14 protein-coding genes are annotated in these 14,871 nt (G+C 73.6%); 7 read left to right on the top strand and 7 right to left on the bottom strand.

All coding sequences use genetic code 11. From position 1 onward, the window contains the following. The first annotated feature begins 27 nt into the window (after positions 1–27). Positions 28–819 (top strand): endonuclease/exonuclease/phosphatase family protein, encoded by a 792-nt coding sequence (locus IF47_RS0103645; RefSeq protein WP_031506551.1) that lies wholly within the window; start codon positions 28–30, stop codon positions 817–819. Here the strand turns inward: IF47_RS0103645 and IF47_RS27435 are convergent. The 4 genes from IF47_RS27435 to IF47_RS0103665 form a co-directional block, all read right to left on the bottom strand. After that, positions 803–1,822: a CU044_5270 family protein gene (locus IF47_RS27435; protein WP_051716943.1), complete on the bottom strand. Its 1,020-nt coding sequence runs from the start codon at positions 1,820–1,822 to the stop codon at positions 803–805. The two genes, IF47_RS0103645 and IF47_RS27435, sit on opposite strands and share 17 nt — an antisense overlap. Next, the gene (locus tag IF47_RS0103655) at positions 1,815–2,423 is read right to left on the bottom strand and encodes an RNA polymerase sigma factor (RefSeq protein WP_051716945.1); all 609 of its coding nucleotides are present in this window, start codon (positions 2,421–2,423) and stop codon (positions 1,815–1,817) included. Before IF47_RS0103655 ends, IF47_RS27435 begins: the two co-directional genes overlap by 8 nt. A 140-nt stretch (positions 2,424–2,563) precedes the next feature. Next, positions 2,564–3,178, bottom strand: coding sequence for a hypothetical protein (locus IF47_RS0103660; RefSeq protein ID WP_031506556.1), 615 nt, complete (start codon positions 3,176–3,178; stop codon positions 2,564–2,566). Further along, complete coding sequence (locus tag IF47_RS0103665; RefSeq protein WP_031506557.1) at positions 3,165–3,935, bottom strand: alpha/beta hydrolase; 771 nt, start codon at positions 3,933–3,935, stop codon at positions 3,165–3,167. The genes IF47_RS0103660 and IF47_RS0103665 overlap by 14 nt, the downstream gene beginning before the upstream one ends. A gap of 242 nt (positions 3,936–4,177) precedes the next feature. Between IF47_RS0103665 and IF47_RS0103670 the strand changes: the two genes are divergently transcribed. The 4 genes from IF47_RS0103670 to IF47_RS0103685 all read left to right on the top strand — a co-directional run bounded on the left by IF47_RS0103670 (position 4,178) and on the right by IF47_RS0103685 (position 8,201). Further along, the gene (locus IF47_RS0103670; protein WP_106982479.1) at positions 4,178–4,993 is read left to right on the top strand and encodes a lysophospholipid acyltransferase family protein; all 816 of its coding nucleotides are present in this window, start codon (positions 4,178–4,180) and stop codon (positions 4,991–4,993) included. 31 nt (positions 4,994–5,024) lie between these two features. Continuing rightward, complete coding sequence (gene macS, locus IF47_RS0103675) at positions 5,025–6,278, top strand: MacS family sensor histidine kinase (RefSeq protein ID WP_031506559.1); 1,254 nt, start codon at positions 5,025–5,027, stop codon at positions 6,276–6,278. Next, on the top strand, positions 6,247–6,969 hold the full coding sequence (locus tag IF47_RS0103680) for a response regulator (RefSeq protein WP_031506561.1): 723 nt from the start codon (positions 6,247–6,249) through the stop codon (positions 6,967–6,969). Before macS ends, IF47_RS0103680 begins: the two co-directional genes overlap by 32 nt. Positions 6,970–7,166: 197 nt before the next feature. Then, positions 7,167–8,201 carry an ATP-dependent 6-phosphofructokinase gene (locus tag IF47_RS0103685; protein ID WP_031506563.1) on the top strand — a complete coding sequence of 345 codons (1,035 nt, stop codon included), beginning with the start codon at positions 7,167–7,169 and terminating at the stop codon, positions 8,199–8,201. Between the two features lie 103 nt (positions 8,202–8,304). Here the strand turns inward: IF47_RS0103685 and IF47_RS0103690 are convergent, their stop codons facing one another. Beyond that, positions 8,305–10,263, bottom strand: coding sequence for an anthranilate synthase family protein (locus IF47_RS0103690; RefSeq protein ID WP_078591548.1), 1,959 nt, complete (start codon positions 10,261–10,263; stop codon positions 8,305–8,307). A 293-nt stretch (positions 10,264–10,556) separates the two neighbouring features. Here IF47_RS0103690 and IF47_RS0103700 point away from each other — a divergent pair, with 293 nt between their 5' ends. Further along, on the top strand, positions 10,557–11,906 hold the full coding sequence (locus IF47_RS0103700) for a class II 3-deoxy-7-phosphoheptulonate synthase (RefSeq protein WP_031506566.1): 1,350 nt from the start codon (positions 10,557–10,559) through the stop codon (positions 11,904–11,906). Positions 11,907–12,199: 293 nt separating this feature from the next. Continuing rightward, positions 12,200–12,823: a sulfite oxidase-like oxidoreductase gene (locus tag IF47_RS0103705; protein WP_031506567.1), complete on the top strand. Its 624-nt coding sequence runs from the start codon at positions 12,200–12,202 to the stop codon at positions 12,821–12,823. Between the two features lie 19 nt (positions 12,824–12,842). On the opposite strand, the gene IF47_RS0103710 is transcribed toward IF47_RS0103705, so the two are convergent. Further along, positions 12,843–13,808 (bottom strand): deoxyribonuclease IV, encoded by a 966-nt coding sequence (locus tag IF47_RS0103710; RefSeq protein WP_078591549.1) that lies wholly within the window; start codon positions 13,806–13,808, stop codon positions 12,843–12,845. A gap of 101 nt (positions 13,809–13,909) precedes the next feature. Further along, positions 13,910–14,692, bottom strand: a complete 783-nt coding sequence (locus tag IF47_RS0103715) for a transglycosylase SLT domain-containing protein (RefSeq protein ID WP_031506570.1) — start codon at positions 14,690–14,692, stop codon at positions 13,910–13,912. Positions 14,693–14,871: the final 179 nt, after the last annotated feature.

The raw sequence follows: 14,871 nt of genomic DNA on the forward strand, positions 1-14,871 counted from the left end.
ACCGAAGACGCCGGAAGGGACCGGCCCGTGACGGTGGAGGACCTGCCCGCGTCCCGCACCGAGCCCGACGGCTCGGCCGTGGTCCGGCTGCTCGGCTACAACGTCCGCTCCCTGCGCGACGACACGGAGGCGCTGGTCCGGGTCATCCGGGCCTGCGCCCCCGACGTCGTCTGCGTCCAGGAGGCCCCCCGCTTCTTCCGTTGGCGCAAGCACGCGGCCCGACTCGCCCGGGCCGCGGGCCTGGTGTACGTCACGGGCGGGGCAACCGCCACCGGGCCGATGATCCTCTCCTCGCTCCGCGTCCACGTGGAGCGCGCCGAGGACGTCCTGCTGCCGCACACCCCCGGCCTGCACCGTCGCGGACTGGCCACGGCGGTGCTGCGCTTCGGGCGCTCCGCCCGGCTGGCGGTGATCAGTTGTCACCTCAGCCTGGCGGAGCAGGAGCGCCACGCCCAGGCCGGACTGGTGCTGGACCGGCTGGCGGACATGGGCGTGGCGGCGGGCGTCGTGGCCGGCGACCTCAACGACGAGCCCGACGGCCGGGCCTTCCGCCGCCTGGCCGGAACGCTCCGGGACGGCTGGGCCACCCGCCCGTGGGGCGGCGAGAACACCTCGCCCGCCGACGGGCCCCGCAAGCGCATCGACGCCGTCCTCGCCACCGAGGCGGTGGAGGTGCTGGGCTGCGGGGTGCCCGTCGGACTGCCGGGCGTCACCGAGGAGGACCTGCGGACGGCCACCGACCACCTTCCGGTCCTGGCCGCCCTGCGCGTCCCCGCCGACCCCGCTCTCGCCGGACCCCCTGTCAGGGACGCTGCCTGACCCGGTCGACCACCGCGTACTCCTCCAGGCGGGAGTGGATCCAGGTGCTCCGGCCGTCCTCGGTGCGCTCGTCGCGCACCTCGACGAGGGCGTGGGTCTCGGCGTCGAAGACGAACACGGTGCGGGCTCCGGCACCCCGGGCCCACGGGTTCTCGTAGGAGACCGCGACGCCCCCGACGTGCTCCTGGCTCGTGCGCGCCGTGATCCCCGGGACCCTGGCGAGGGCCTCGTAGGCCGCCGCCCGCAGCCCCTCGGGCATCACCGGCACGCCGCGCAGCAGTTCCACCAGGCGGTCCCCCACGTCCGGCGCGCCGTCGGCCGGGGCGAGGCGGCCGGTGTCCGGCCGCACGAGGACCTCGTCGCCGAGGAGACGCAGGAGTCCGGCCGGGTCGGTCGGCAGCTCCTCCAGCTCCCGCCAGGTCCGCGGCGGCCACACCGGGTCGTCCCCCTCCGGCGCCCGGGACCACGAGTCCCCTTCGGGGTCCTCCGTCCGGGAGGGCCGGGAGCCGTCCACCGACATCCAGGACTCGTCGGTGTGGACCCTGACCTCGCCGGTCTCCCGGTCCCGCTCCTCCACGGTCTGCCTGACGTAGACGAACTGGTCGTCGCGAGGGGCGATCGTCTCGGCGTGCTCGCGCTCGTGGGAGGCGGCGCCCCGGAGGATCTCGGCCGGGCCGGACTCGTTCGGGTCGAACCCGTCCGGACCGGACCCGTCCGGGAAAGGCAGAGCCGAGGAGGGGGAGAGCGGCGGGGAGGTGAGCGGGCCGTGCGGGGCGCGACCGAGGTCCGCCGCGACCAGGACGGTCGCGGCGACGGCGGCGGTCAGCACGCCGACCAGGGCGGCGCGCGGTACGGAGCGGCGACGTGGCGGGAGGGACGGCCCGTCCGCGCGCCGCGCGTCGCGCGCCACGGCGAGGAGCCGGTTCCGGGCCCGGGCGCGGGCCTCGTCGGTGAGTGGGGCCCCGTCCGGGTCCCACTCCCTGAGCAGGTCGATCTCATGCATGGTCGGATGCCTCTCGAAGAGCGGTCGGGTCGGATCCGCCCAGCGCTTCGCGCAGGGTGCGGCGAGCCCGGCTCAGCCGTGATCTGACCGTGCCGACGGGGATGTCCAAGGCCCGTGCCGTCTCCTCGTAGCCGAGGCCGGCCCAGGCCACCAGGAGCAGGACGTCCCGGTGGCGGGCCGGGAGCGCGGCCAGCGCGGTGGCCAGTTCTCGGCCGACCCGCTGGGCACCCGCCCGTGCCGTGGCCCGTTCGGCGACCCCCTCCTCGTGGTCGGCCGGGGCGGGAAGCCGGGACAGTGCCTTGAAACGGCGCGCCTCGGCCCGTCGTCGGCGGGCGACGAGGTTGGTCGCGATGCCGAACAGCCACGGCCGGGCGTCGGTTCGCCGGAGGTCATAGCGGTGGCGTTGCTGGAAGGCGGTGGTGAAGGTGTCGGCCGTCAGGTCGTCCGCGACCTCCGTGCCGAGCCGACGCGCCACGTAGCGGTGCACCGCGTCGGCATGTCGTTCGAACAGCTCGGCGAAGGCCTCGGGGTCGTCCCGGGACCGCTCGATCACCCGGGCGTCGCCGCCCTGCCACGTCACCACGCCCGATTCGGCGGTCAACGGGGCTCCTTTCGTCCGTGAAGACAGCCCGAGGACGTGGGCTCTCACGGACACTTCGCCGCTCGCGCCGATCCGGTTCCCGGCCCGTGCGGACACGGGCCGGGAACCGGAACCGGGAGGGAGGCGGAGGAACCGGAGGGTCAGACCACGGCGCCGCGCCCCGGATCGTCGAACCCGTCGTCATCGTCGTCGCGCAGCCGCGTCACCAGGGTGGCGAAACCGCCCAGGAAGCCGCCGATGCCCAGGGTGGTGATCCACCACGTCACGTCCTGCTGGAACAGGACGGTGAGCACCAGCAGCAGCGGACCGCCCAGGACGGCGATCCAGGCGGCCCTGGAGACGGTGTCGCCCTTGGGGAGCGGCGGGGGCTCCGGCGGGACGAAGTGGCCCTCGTCGTCCTCGTCGTCGGACGGCTCGGCGGGACGCCAGTCGCGTGGCCCGGAACCCGCCGCGTAGACGGTGAGGGTGCGCGTCGTCGGCGGTTCGGCGGAACCCGTGCCGCCCCCGCGACCGTTCCCGGCCCCGGTCTCGTCATTCCCGGCCCCGGCCCCGGCCCCGTCTCCGTCCTCGCCGCCGTCCCCGTCTCCGTCCCTGTTTCCGTCCCCGTGATCCCCGCGGCTCCCGTGGCCGTTCAGGGGCCGGACGTCCGGCGGATCGGCGGGTTCCTCTCCGTAGGCCGCCACGATCTGGGCCCAGGCGGCCTCCTCGTCCAGGGGCTCGGGACCCTCGCCGCGGTTGTGCTCACGCTCCGTCACGTGCCGTCTTCCTCGCTGTGAGGCGGGTGATGAATCCGTACGAGTCCGCGAAGATCCGCTCCGCGTCGTGGTCCAGGGTGGCCACGTGCAGGCTCCGCTCCAATACCGTCTCCGTCACGTCGCGCGAGGAGACCCGGCTCAGCACCAGGGCCGAGTCCGAGGGCGACACGACGTTGTCCACCCTGCTGTGCAACAGCAGCAACGGCTGGGTCACACGGGGCAGTTCCCCGCGCACCACCCGCAGGAGGCGCCACAGGGAGTGGGCGGCGTGCAGCGGCACCCGGTCGTAGCCGACCTCCGGCACGCCCTCCTTGGCGATGTCGCCGGCGACGCCCGGGGCGGTGGGCACCAGGTGGCGCAGGACCGGCAGGACCATGCCCTGGAGGCGGGGGAGGGTCATCGCCGGATTGACCGCCACGACACCGTCGACCGCGTCGCGGTGCCGGGCGGCCAGCCGCAGCGCCAGCGCCCCGCCCATCGACAGGCCGCAGACGAAGACCTGCTCGCAGCGGTCGCGCAGCGCGCGCAGTTCCAGGTCCACCGCGGCGTACCAGTCCTGCCAGCCGGTGACGGCCAGGTCCTCCCAGCGGGTTCCGTGGCCGGGCAGCAGCGGCAGGGAGACGGTCAGGCCCTTCTCGGCCAGGTACTCGGCCCAGGGACGCATCGACTGCGGGCAGCCGGTGAAACCGTGACACAGCAGGACGCCGACCTCGCCGCCGTCGTGGCGCAGCGGTTCGGCACCGGGGAGCAGGGGCACCTGGGACTCCGTTTCGGTGGACGGTTCGGTGGAGGTTTCGGTGGAGGTTTCGGCGGGCGGTTCGGTGGGCGGACCTCACCGGCACCCTTGCCGGGAGCGGGCGAGGCGGTGGGCGGGAGTGCTGCCACCCTACGCGCGCGGGGGGTGACCGGGTAGGCCGGACGACCGTGTGGGGGCCGGACGGCCGGGGTGGCGGGCACGGGGCGAGATAAGGTCTCCCCGAGACACAGGAGGTTCCTCGGTTGTTGTACGGCGTCATGAAGCTCTCCGTCGGGAACGGGCTCAAACTCGCCTTCCGCCCCTGGGTGGAGGGTCTGGAGAACATTCCCGCCGAGGGGCCGGCCATCCTGGCGAGCAACCACCTGTCGTTCTCCGACTCCTTCTTCCTGCCCGCCGTCCTCGACCGCAAGGTCACCTTCATCGCCAAGGCCGAGTACTTCACCACACCGGGGATCAAGGGCAGGCTGACGGCCGCGTTCTTCAAGGGCGTCGGCCAACTCCCGGTGGACCGTTCGGGTGCGCGCGGCGCCGGCGAGGCCGCGATCAGGAGCGGCATCCAGGTGCTGGAACGCGGTGAGCTGTTCGGCATCTACCCCGAGGGCACCCGCTCCCCGGACGGCCGCCTCTACCGCGGCAAGCCGGGCGGTCTGGCCCGGGTGGCGCTGGCCACCGGGGCGCCGGTCATCCCGGTGGCGATGATCGACACCGAGAAGATCCAGCCGCCGGGCAAGGTCGTCCCGAAGCTGATGCGGCCCGGCATCCGGATCGGCAGGCCGCTGGACTTCAACCGCTACCAGGGCATGGAGGGCGACCGCTTCGTCCTGCGGTCGCTCACCGACGAGGTCATGTACGAGATCATGAAGCTCTCCGGCCAGGAGTACGTGGACATGTACGCCACGGCGGCCAAGCGGCAGATCGCCGAACGGGAGAAGGCCGAGAAGGCAGGGAAGGCCGTCAAGGGGACGAAGGCCGTCAAGGCCGTCAAGGGGGCGGAGGCCGTCGAGGAGGCGGAGGCCGAGGGGACCGGGGTCCCGGACGGGCCGGGACAGGCGGCCTGAGAGCCGCCGGGGGGAACGGGGGGGGGGACCAATGGCCGCGAGGATGTCGGTCGAGCAGCCGCTGTGGAGCGCTCTGACCGCGTACCGCGTGCTCACCATGGGGTACGCCCTGGCGCTGTACGCCCACGCCTACGACGAGTACGCCCACCCCCTCGGCGCGGGCGCCTACCTGGCCGTCCTCGCCGTGTGGACGCTCGCGACCGTCCGGCGGGTGTCCTCCGCCGAGCGCTGCACCCTGCCCTTCCTGACCGTCGACCTGACCATCGCCGTCACCGGCATCCTGGTGACGCCCCTGGTGGACACCGCCGAGCGCATCGAGGCGGGCGGCCCCACTCTGCCGACCATATGGACGGCGGGCGCGGTGCTCGGCTTCGCCATCAAGAAGGGCTGGCGGTGGGCCGCCGGAGCCTCGGCGCTGGTCGGCGCGGCCAATGTGGTCGCGGCGGGCGGCTTCGCACAGGACACCGTCCACAACGTGCTGCTGGTGTGCATCGCCAGCATCGCCATCGGCTACGTCGTCGAGGTGGCCCGCGCCAGCGAGCGCACCCTCGCCCGCGCACTGCGGATCGAGGCCGCCACCCGCGAGCGGGAGCGCCTCGCCCGGGACATCCACGACAGCGTCCTCCAGGTGCTGGCCATGGTGCAGCGCCGGGGCGCGGCCATCGGCGGCGAGGCGGCCGAACTGGGGCGGATGGCGGGGGAGCAGGAGGCGGCGCTGCGCACGCTGGTCTCCAGCGGCGTGGTGCCCGAGGTCCCCGCGCCCCGCGCCGGAGCCGCGGCCGTCGGGCACGGGGCCTTTGCCGCGCTCGACGGGCCGGGGGACGGGCCGGGCGCGTTCGACGGGCCGGAGAACGGCGCGACGTGCGACGTGCGCGCGCTGCTGTCCGCGTACGCCGGTCCCCAGGTCTCCTTCGCGGAGCCGGGAGCCCCGGTTCCGTTGCCCGCCACGGCGGCCGGGGAACTGGCGGCGGCGGTCGGCGCCGCCCTGGACAATGTGCGCAAGCACGCGCGGGGCCCGGCGGGGGAGGAGGCACAGGCGTGGATCCTGTTGGAGGACGAGCCGGACGCCGTGGTGGTGACCGTCCGGGACGACGGACCCGGCATCCCGCCCGGCCGGCTGGAGGACGCCGAGGCCGAGGGACGGATGGGCGTGGCGCTGTCCATCCGCGGCCGGCTGCGGGACCTGGGCGGCACCGCGGAGCTGGTGTCGGTGCCGGGTCAGGGAACGGAAGTCGAGTTGAGGGTGCCCAAGGATGAGCAGCGGGACGACCGGCGAGACCGGTGAGCGGGACGGGCTGCGGCCCGTGCGGGTGATGGTCGTCGACGACCACCCGATGTGGCGGGACGCGGTCGCCCGCGACCTGTCCGAGGCCGGCTTCGAGGTGGTGGCCACGGCCGGGGACGGCCCGCAGGCCGTGCGGCGGGCCCAGGCCACCGAGCCGGACGTGTTGATCCTCGACCTCAACCTGCCCGGCCTGCCGGGCGTCGAGGTCTGCCGACGGCTCGTCGGGTCGGGCTCGGGCTCCGGCACGGCCTCCGCGCCGCGGGTGCTGGTGCTCTCCGCGAGCGGCGAGCACGCGGACGTGCTGGAGGCGGTGAAGTCCGGGGCGACCGGCTACCTGGTGAAGTCGGCGAGCACCGAGGAACTGCTGGAGGCCGTGCGCCGCACGGCCGCCGGCGACCCGGTGTTCACCCCGGGCCTGGCCGGTCTGGTGCTCGGCGAGTACCGGCGGTTGGCCGGCCGGGCCGAGCCGAGGAAGCCCGACGAGCCGGCCGCGCCGCGGTTGACCGAACGGGAGACCGAGGTGCTGCGGCTGGTCGCCAAGGGCCTGTCGTACAAGCAGATCGCCGAGCGGCTGGTGATCTCGCACCGCACCGTGCAGAACCACGTGCAGAACACCCTCGGCAAACTCCAGCTCCACAACCGCGTGGAACTGGTGCGCTACGCGATCGAGCGCGGTCTGGACGACGACTGAGCCCCCTTCCCGCCTCCCGGACGTCCCTCTCCGGGTTCCTTCCCGGCGGCTTTCCGGCGTTCCGTCGCCCCTGACGGGCGGGCGGCCACTAGCGTGACCGGGCGGGACGGCCGGTGACCCGCCGGGTTCGGGGGGACCCGCACGGGGGAAGCCGGAGGGTGCCGGAATCCGGGAATCCAGGCGGAGAAGGGAATCTCATGCGGGTCGGAGTGCTGACCGGTGGCAGTGACTGCCCCGGACTCAACGCGGCGCTGCGCGCGGTCGTCCGCAAGGGCGTCCAGGAGTACGGCGACGAGTTCGTCGGATTCCGCGACGGCTGGCGCGGCGTCATGCGGGACGAGACCGTGACGCTCGACATCCCCGCGGTGCGCGGCACCCTGCCTCGCGGCGGCACCATCCTGGGCTCCTCGCGCACCAACCCCTTCCAGGAGGACGAGGGGGTCGAACGGGTGCTGGGCACGCTCGCCCGCCACGAGGTGGAGGGGCTGATCGTGGTCGGCGGCACCGCGACGCTCGGCATCGCGGCCCGGTTCGCCGAGGAGCACGGAGTCCCCCTCGTCGGCGTCCCCAAGACCATCGACAACGACATCTCCCTGACCGACTACACCGTCGGCTTCGACACCGCCGTCGGCATCGTCACCGAGACCATCGACCGACTGCACACCACCGCCGAGTCCCACAAGCGGGTGCTGGTGGTGGAGGTGATGGGGCGCAGCGCCGGATGGATCGCCCTCCACGCGGGCCTGGCGGGCGGGGCCAACTGCATCCTCGTCCCCGAGCAGCCCTTCAGCGTCCAGCGGGTGTGCGAGTGGGTCGAGTCCCGGTTCCGCGCCACCTACGCCCCGATCGTCGTCATCGCCGACAGCGCCCTGCCGGACCCGGCCGAGATCGCCCTGCCCGGCGCCACGCCCCTGCCGGGGAGCGACTCCCGCGTCCGGCTCTCGGGCGTGGGCGAGTGGCTGGGGAAGGAGATCGAGCGGCGCACCGGCAAGGAGTCCCGCACCACCGTGCTCGGCTACATCCAGCGCGGCGGCTCCCCCAGCCCGTTCGACCGCTGGCTGGCCACCCGGTTCGGCCTGCACGCGATCGACGCGGTGCACGAGGCCGACTGGGGTGCGATGGTGGCCCTGCAGAACACCCGGATCACCCGTGTGCGGCTGGTCGACGCGACCGCCTCGCTGAAGACGGTCGACCCGGAGCTGTACCGGGAGGCGAGCGTCTTCTTCGGCTGACCCCCACCGGCTTCGGCCGACCCCTGCCGGCCGCCGAGGGGCGTGCCCGACGGCACACCCCCACAGGCGGCCCCGACACCTCGCCGGGGCCGCCCCGACCGGATCAGACCGGCACCGCGGCCAGCAGCTCGGCGACGATCGTCGAGCCCTCCAGCGTCAGCACCGACTCCGGGTGGAACTGCACACCGGCGAAGTGGGGACCGCGCAGCGCGTGGACGTCCCCGCTGATCGGGTCGCGGCTCAGCTCCACCCGACGCGCGGCCAACTCCCGTGCCGTCGCCTCGTCGCAGCGCGCGGTGAAGGAGTTGTAGAAGCCGACGGTCCGCTCCGTGCCGAACAGGTCGATCCGCTCCTGGGCGCCTTGGTACGGCTCGTCCTTGCGGACCAGCTCCAGCCCCAGCTCGGCGGCGAGCAGCTCGTGCCCCAGACAGATCCCCAGCAGCCCGTGCCGGTGCTCGCGCAGCAGGTCGGCGGCGAGCGAGCGCAGCAGACGCACCCTGGGATCGGTCGTGTCCCGGGGATCGCCGGGGCCGGGACCGAGCACGACCGGACCGGTGTGGCCGAGCGCCGCCTCGCGCAGCCCCGGCTCGTCGTACCGCCGCACCGTCACCTCCGGGCCGGCGGAGCGCAGCAGGTGGGCCAGCATCGAGGTGAAGGTGTCCTCGCCGTCGACGACCAGCACCTCGCCGCGGAGCGTGCCGCGGTCGGCGGTGGTCCGCATCCGCAGCCAGAAGGGGGCGAGGTCGGCGCGCCGCGCGTCCAGGGCGGCCCGGACCCGGGGGTCGTCCGCCAACCTCGGCCGCGCCGGGACCTCCTCGGGACGCTTCGGGCCGGGGCGCACCCCCAGCGCGGTCAGCACCCCGGCGGCCTTGGCGTGGGTCTCGGCGACCTCGCTCGCCGGATCGGAGGCGCGCACCAGCGTGGCGCCCACCGACACTCCCAGCCGTCCGGTGGCCGCGTCGATGTCGGCGGTGCGGATGAGGATGGGGGAGTCCAGGGTCTGGGCGCCGCCGTCGTCCCGGCCGAGCAGCGCCAGCGCGCCCGCGTAGTAGCCGCGTCCGCCCGTCTCGTGCCGCTCGATCACCCGACAGGCGTTCTCCACCGGGCTGCCGGTGACGGTCGCGGCGAACATCGTCTCGCGCAGCACGTCGCGGACGTCCAGCGTGCTGCGCCCGCGCAGTTCGTACTCGGTGTGCGCCAGGTGCGCCATCTCCCGCAGCCGGGGCCCGACCACCACCCCGCCCATGTCGCCGACGGTGCACATCATCTTCAGCTCCTCGTCGACGACCATCGACAGCTCCTCGGTCTCCTTGCGGTCGCCGAGGAACGCCAGCAGGTCCTCCACCGTCGGCCCGCCCGCGGGGTGACGGTAGGTGCCGCTGATCGGGTTCATCACCACGGTGCCGCCGCTCATCCGGACGTGGACCTCCGGGCTGGCCCCCACCAGCGTCCGCTCCCCGGTGTGCACCACGTACGTCCAGTACGCCCCGCGCTCCCCGGCCAGCAGCCGTCGGAACAGGGCCAGCGCGTCGGCCCGGCCGTAGCCCTCGATCACTCCCCGGTAGGTGCGGCGGACGACGAAGTTGGCGCCCTCGCCGGCGCCGATCTCGTCCTCCACGACCCGGCGCACGATTTCCTCGTACTCCTCGTCGGTCACGTCGAAGCCGCCCTCGTCGACCCGGACCGCGTGCCGGGGCAGCGCGGCCATCACCGCGTCCAGGGGGAGTTCACGGGTGACGGTGGGGACCAGGACGGACAGCGGGGTGCCGTCGTCGGTGACGTCGAAGCCGCGTTCGCGGATCTGCCGGAACGGCACCAGGGCGAGGGCGGGGACCTCCCCGACGGGGAGGTCGGCCAGGCGTTCCACCTCGGTGACCGGTCCGATCAGCGCTTCCACGGTGTGCTCGTCCCGGCCCGGAGTGCGCCGCCGCAACAGCGCGAAGGGCGGGCAGTCGTCCTCCAGCAACCGTGCGACCAGGGCGCTCGCGGCGTCCTGCGGGGTTCGGGCGTCCCGGGTGTCACGGGCGCCCGGGACGCTTTGGGGGTGCTCGGGGTGTGCCATGGCGGGTCCTTCCGTCCGTCTTCCGTGGGGGAGGGGACGGCCCGCGCTCCGGGTGCCCGTGCGGACACGACGAAGGCCGCCCCTCGGGCGGCCTTCGCGTTGGTTCGTGGGTGCGCGCGTCAGTGGGCCGCCGGAGAGGCGGGCCACCACCAGGCGGCGGCCGTGACGGCCACCGACGTCGTCTGCGCGAACATGTCCCGCACCCTACCCGACCCGCCCGACCTCCGGAGTCCTCCGTCTCACTCTTCGGGCAGATGGGATGAACCCGGGGGAGCGGCCCGTAATCTGGGGGTGTGACCGTGAACGCCAATCCCGACGCCGGTGTCAACACCTGGCGAGACCTACCCGCGGCGCAGCAGCCCGACTGGCCGGACTCCAAGGCTCTGCGCGACGTGATCGCCGAGCTCGAGTCCTATCCGCCGCTCGTCTTCGCAGGTGAGTGCGACCAGCTGCGGGAGCGGATGGCGTCCGTCGCCAGAGGCGAGGCCTTCCTGCTCCAGGGCGGTGACTGCGCCGAGGCCTTCGACGCCGTCTCCGCCGAGCAGATCAGGAACAAGCTCAAGACGCTGCTCCAGATGGGCGCGGTGCTCACCTACGCCGGTTCCGTCCCGGTGGTGAAGGTGGGCCGGATCGCCGGGCAGTACAGCAAGCCGCGCTCGAAGCCGACCGAGACCCGCGACGGGGTGACCCTGCCCTCCTACCGGGGCGACTCCGTCAACGGTTTCGAGTTCACCGCCGAGGCCCGCACCCCGGACCCGCAGCGGCTCAAGCGCATGTACCACGCCTCCTCGGCGACGCTGAACCTGGTGCGCGCCTTCACCACCGGCGGCTACGCCGACCTGCGTCAGGTGCACGCCTGGAACCAGGACTTCGTGCGGAACTCCCCCTCCGGCCAGCGCTACGAGGCCCTGGCCCGGGAGATCGACCGGGCGCTGAACTTCATGAACGCCTGCGGGGTGGACCCGGAGGAGTTCAAGACGGTGGAGTTCTACGCCTCCCACGAGGCGCTGATCCTCGACTACGAGTCGGCGCTGACCCGGGTGGACTCCCGCACGGGGAACCTGTACGACGTCTCCGGCCACATGGTGTGGATCGGCGAGCGGACCAGGCAGTTGGACGGGGCGCACATCGAGTTCGCCTCCCGCATCCGCAACCCGATCGGGGTCAAGCTGGGTCCGACGACCACGCCCGAGGACGCCCTGGCGCTGATCGACCGGCTGGACCCGGACCGCGAGCCGGGCCGGCTGACCTTCATCACCCGGATGGGGGCCGACAAGATCCGCGACCGGCTCCCCACTCTGGTGGAGAAGGTCACGGCCTCCGGCGCCCAGGTCGCCTGGGTGTGCGACCCGATGCACGGCAACACCTTCGAGGCGGCCAGCGGACACAAGACGCGGCGCTTCGACGACGTGCTGGACGAGGTCAAGGGCTTCTTCGAGGTCCACAAGGAGCTGGGCACCCACCCGGGCGGCATCCACGTGGAGCTGACCGGCGACGACGTCACCGAGTGCGTGGGCGGCGGCGACGAGATCTTCGTCGATGACCTGCACCAGCGCTACGAGACCGCCTGCGACCCCCGGCTGAACCGCAGCCAGTCGCTGGATCTGGCGTTCCTCGTCGCGGAGATGTACCGCGACCAGTGAGCCGCCGGTGACCCGCCGAACGGCGCGCCCGTGGGGCGCGGATCACAGCGATCCGCGCCCCACGGGCCTGTCACGGGCCGGCGCGACCTGATCCCCGCGCGTGGGGACCGTGGTCGGACGCGCGTCCTCACACCGGCACCGCGCCGACACGGCACCGGCACGGCACCGGCACCGGCACCGCGCCGTGGTGCTGTGAACGGTATATGGCCCGTAAGGCACTTTTTCTGATGAATCGTGGAGATGGTGGGAGGGTGTGGTCATCGGCCCCCTCCGCGGTCTGTCACCATGGAGGCATGGTTCAGCCGGAAAGCCGCGAAGGGGAGCGACCGCAGCTTCCGCCGGGGCAACGGCTCCAGCGCGGCTGGCCGGTGACGCACTATGGCCCGGTCCCCAGGTTCCGGCCCGAACGCTGGGAGTTCCGCGTCTTCGGGGCCACCGCCGACGGCGGCACGCACCGCTGGAACCACGAGGAGTTCTCCGCGCTGCCCTACGAGACCGTGGTCGGCGACTTCCACTGCGTCACCCGGTTCAGCATGGTGGACGTCGAGTGGGGCGGGGTGACGGCCCGCACCGTCCTCGAACTGGCGCCGCCCGCGCCCGAGGTCACCCATGTGATGGTCTGGGCCGAGTACGGGTACAGCGCGAACCTGCGGCTCTCGGACTTCACGGCCGAGGACGCGATCTTCGCCACCCACCGGGCCGGCGAGCCCCTCACCGCCGAACACGGTTTCCCGGTACGGCTGATCGTGCCGCACCTGTACGCCTGGAAGGGCCCCAAGTGGGTGCGGGGCGTGGAGTACATGACCGCCGACCGCCGGGGCTTCTGGGAGGAGCGGGGGTACCACAACATCGGCGACCCCTGGCGCGAGCAGCGCTACTCCTACCAGGAGGAGCCGGGCGACGGGCCCGAGTTGTAGGCCGGCGCCTCGGTTCCGCTCAGTTCCGCAACTCCTTCAGCAGCGCCACGTCGCCCGCGTGCCCCTCCCGGCCGCCCGGCGTCTCGATGACCAGCGGCACGCCCGCGGTCGCCGGATGGCGGAACAGTTCGCGGAACGGCTCCGCCCCGATGTGTCCCGCCCCGATGTTCGCGTGACGGTCCCGGTGGGCGCCCACGACGTCCTTGGAGTCGTTGGCGTGGATCAGGCGCAGCCGTCCCTCGCCCGCCACCGCCGTCACCTCGTCCAGCAGCGCCTTCATCCCGCCCTCGGCGGCCATGTCGTGCCCGGCGGCGAAGGCGTGGCAGGTGTCCAGGCAGACGCCGAGCCGGGGGTGCCGCTCCAGGGCGTCCAGGTACGGGCCCAGGTCCGCCACGCGGGAGCACAGGGAGGCGCCCTGGCCCGCGGTCGGCTCCAGCAGCAGCCAGGGGTCCTCCGAGTCCTCGCCCGGATCCAGCTCCTCCAGCAGCGGCAGCATCCGCTCCCGCACCTGGGCCAGGGCCGTGGCGCGGTCGCGTCCGCCGGTGGCCGACCCGGTGTGGACCACCACGCCCAGGGCGCCGATGTGCCGGGCGCGGCGCAGCGAGTGCCGCAGCGAGGTCACGGAGAGGTCCACCGTGGCCTCGGTGTGGGAGCCGAAGTTGATCAGGTACGGGGCGTGGACGTAGGCCGGGAGGCCCTCGTCCGCGCAGGCCGTGCGGAACGCCTCGTCCTGCCGGGGGTCGCCGGCCGGTGTGGCCCAGCCGCGCGGGTTGGCGACGAACACCTGGACGGCCTCCGCGCCGATCTCGCGGGCGTAGGCCAGTCCCTTGGCCGCGAGCCCGCCGGCCACGGCGACATGGCTGCCGACGGGGTTGCGGGCGCGCGGGGCGGGGAAACGGTCGGCGCCGTGTGGGGCGGGACGCGGGGTGCGGGCCGGCGAGGACGACGGCGAGGACGAGGAGGACGACGAAGGCGCGGTGCTCACACAGTGCAGGGTGCCAGGTCCGAACGGCGAACGGCCCGGCGGCCCGCTCGCGAGCGGGCCGCCGGGCCGTTCCGTGGGGCGCGTCCGCCCGCCGGGGGCGATCAGTAGGCCGAGTAGACGTTGTCCATCGAGCCGTACCGGTCGGCCGCGTAGTTGCAGGCCGCGACGATGTTGGCCACCGGGTCGTAGATGTCCCAGGAGGTGCCCTCGACGTGGTACGCCTCGAAGGTGGGCGGGATCACCTGGAGCAGGCCCTTGGAGGGGATCCCGTTGCGGGCGTTGATGTCCCAGGTGTTGATGGCCCGGGGGTCCCCGCTGGACTCGCGGATGATGTTGCGGTGGATGCCCTCGTAGGAGCCCGGGATGCCCTCGCGCTCCATGATGGCCAGGGCCTCGCGGATCCAGCCGTCCAGGTTGTTCGGGTAGGAGGGGGCGGCCTGCCGCTGCTCGCGCTCGTGCGAGCGGTCGGCGGCCTGCTGCTCGGCGGTCCGCTCCGCGGCGGCCTGCTTCTCCGCGGCCTGCTTCTCCGCGGCCTGCCGCTCGGCCTCGGCCTGCCGGTGGGCCTCGTTCTTCTCCGCGGCCATCTCGTCGGCCGCGGCCTTCCGCTCCTCCTCGGCGGCGTCGGTCCGGGCCTTCTGGAAGGAGACGGCCGACTGCTCGAGGAGGTTGCCCGCCCGCAGGGCGGCGTCGTCGTCCTGGGGGGTCTGGGCGGACAGCTTCACCGGGGCGGGAGCGGCCTGGGCCGAGGCCGTGGGGGTGATCTCCTCGCTCGGCGCGAACCCGAGGGCCAGGGTGGCGGTGCCGGTGACCGCGGCTATGCCGATGGCCGAGAGCCTGCGGGTACCGGCCGTGCGGAACTGGTCGAGAAAGGTGGCAACGGTCATGGGGGAGGAGAACCTCTTCCGATCGCTTGCGTCGCGGAGCCGGATCATCCGGACCGGCCGTGGGGCCGGAGAGGGTGCGCCGGGTTCTGCTCCTCGGCGCCGTGCGACCGTTGCATTGTTAGCGCCCGGAACTTATCGGGACAAAGGGCGGAAGTACTACCCGGCCTCGTGGACTCCCC

Origin of the sequence: Streptomyces megasporus (assembly GCF_000718985.1) — a bacterium.
Taxonomy (GTDB): domain Bacteria; phylum Actinomycetota; class Actinomycetes; order Streptomycetales; family Streptomycetaceae; genus Streptomyces; species Streptomyces megasporus.

Excerpts from the sequence above, each read along its gene's own strand:
- IF47_RS0103715 (WP_031506570.1), bottom strand. The coding sequence starts at position 14,692 with ATGACCGTTGCCACCTTTCTCGACCAGTTCCGCACGGCCGGTACCCGC.
- macS (WP_031506559.1), top strand. The coding sequence starts at position 5,025 with ATGGCCGCGAGGATGTCGGTCGAGCAGCCGCTGTGGAGCGCTCTGACC.
- IF47_RS0103680 (WP_031506561.1), top strand. The coding sequence starts at position 6,247 with ATGAGCAGCGGGACGACCGGCGAGACCGGTGAGCGGGACGGGCTGCGG.
- IF47_RS27435 (WP_051716943.1), bottom strand. The coding sequence starts at position 1,822 with ATGCATGAGATCGACCTGCTCAGGGAGTGGGACCCGGACGGGGCCCCA.
- IF47_RS0103705 (WP_031506567.1), top strand. The coding sequence starts at position 12,200 with ATGGTTCAGCCGGAAAGCCGCGAAGGGGAGCGACCGCAGCTTCCGCCG.
- IF47_RS0103685 (WP_031506563.1), top strand. The coding sequence starts at position 7,167 with ATGCGGGTCGGAGTGCTGACCGGTGGCAGTGACTGCCCCGGACTCAAC.
- IF47_RS0103690 (WP_078591548.1), bottom strand. The coding sequence starts at position 10,263 with ATGGCACACCCCGAGCACCCCCAAAGCGTCCCGGGCGCCCGTGACACC.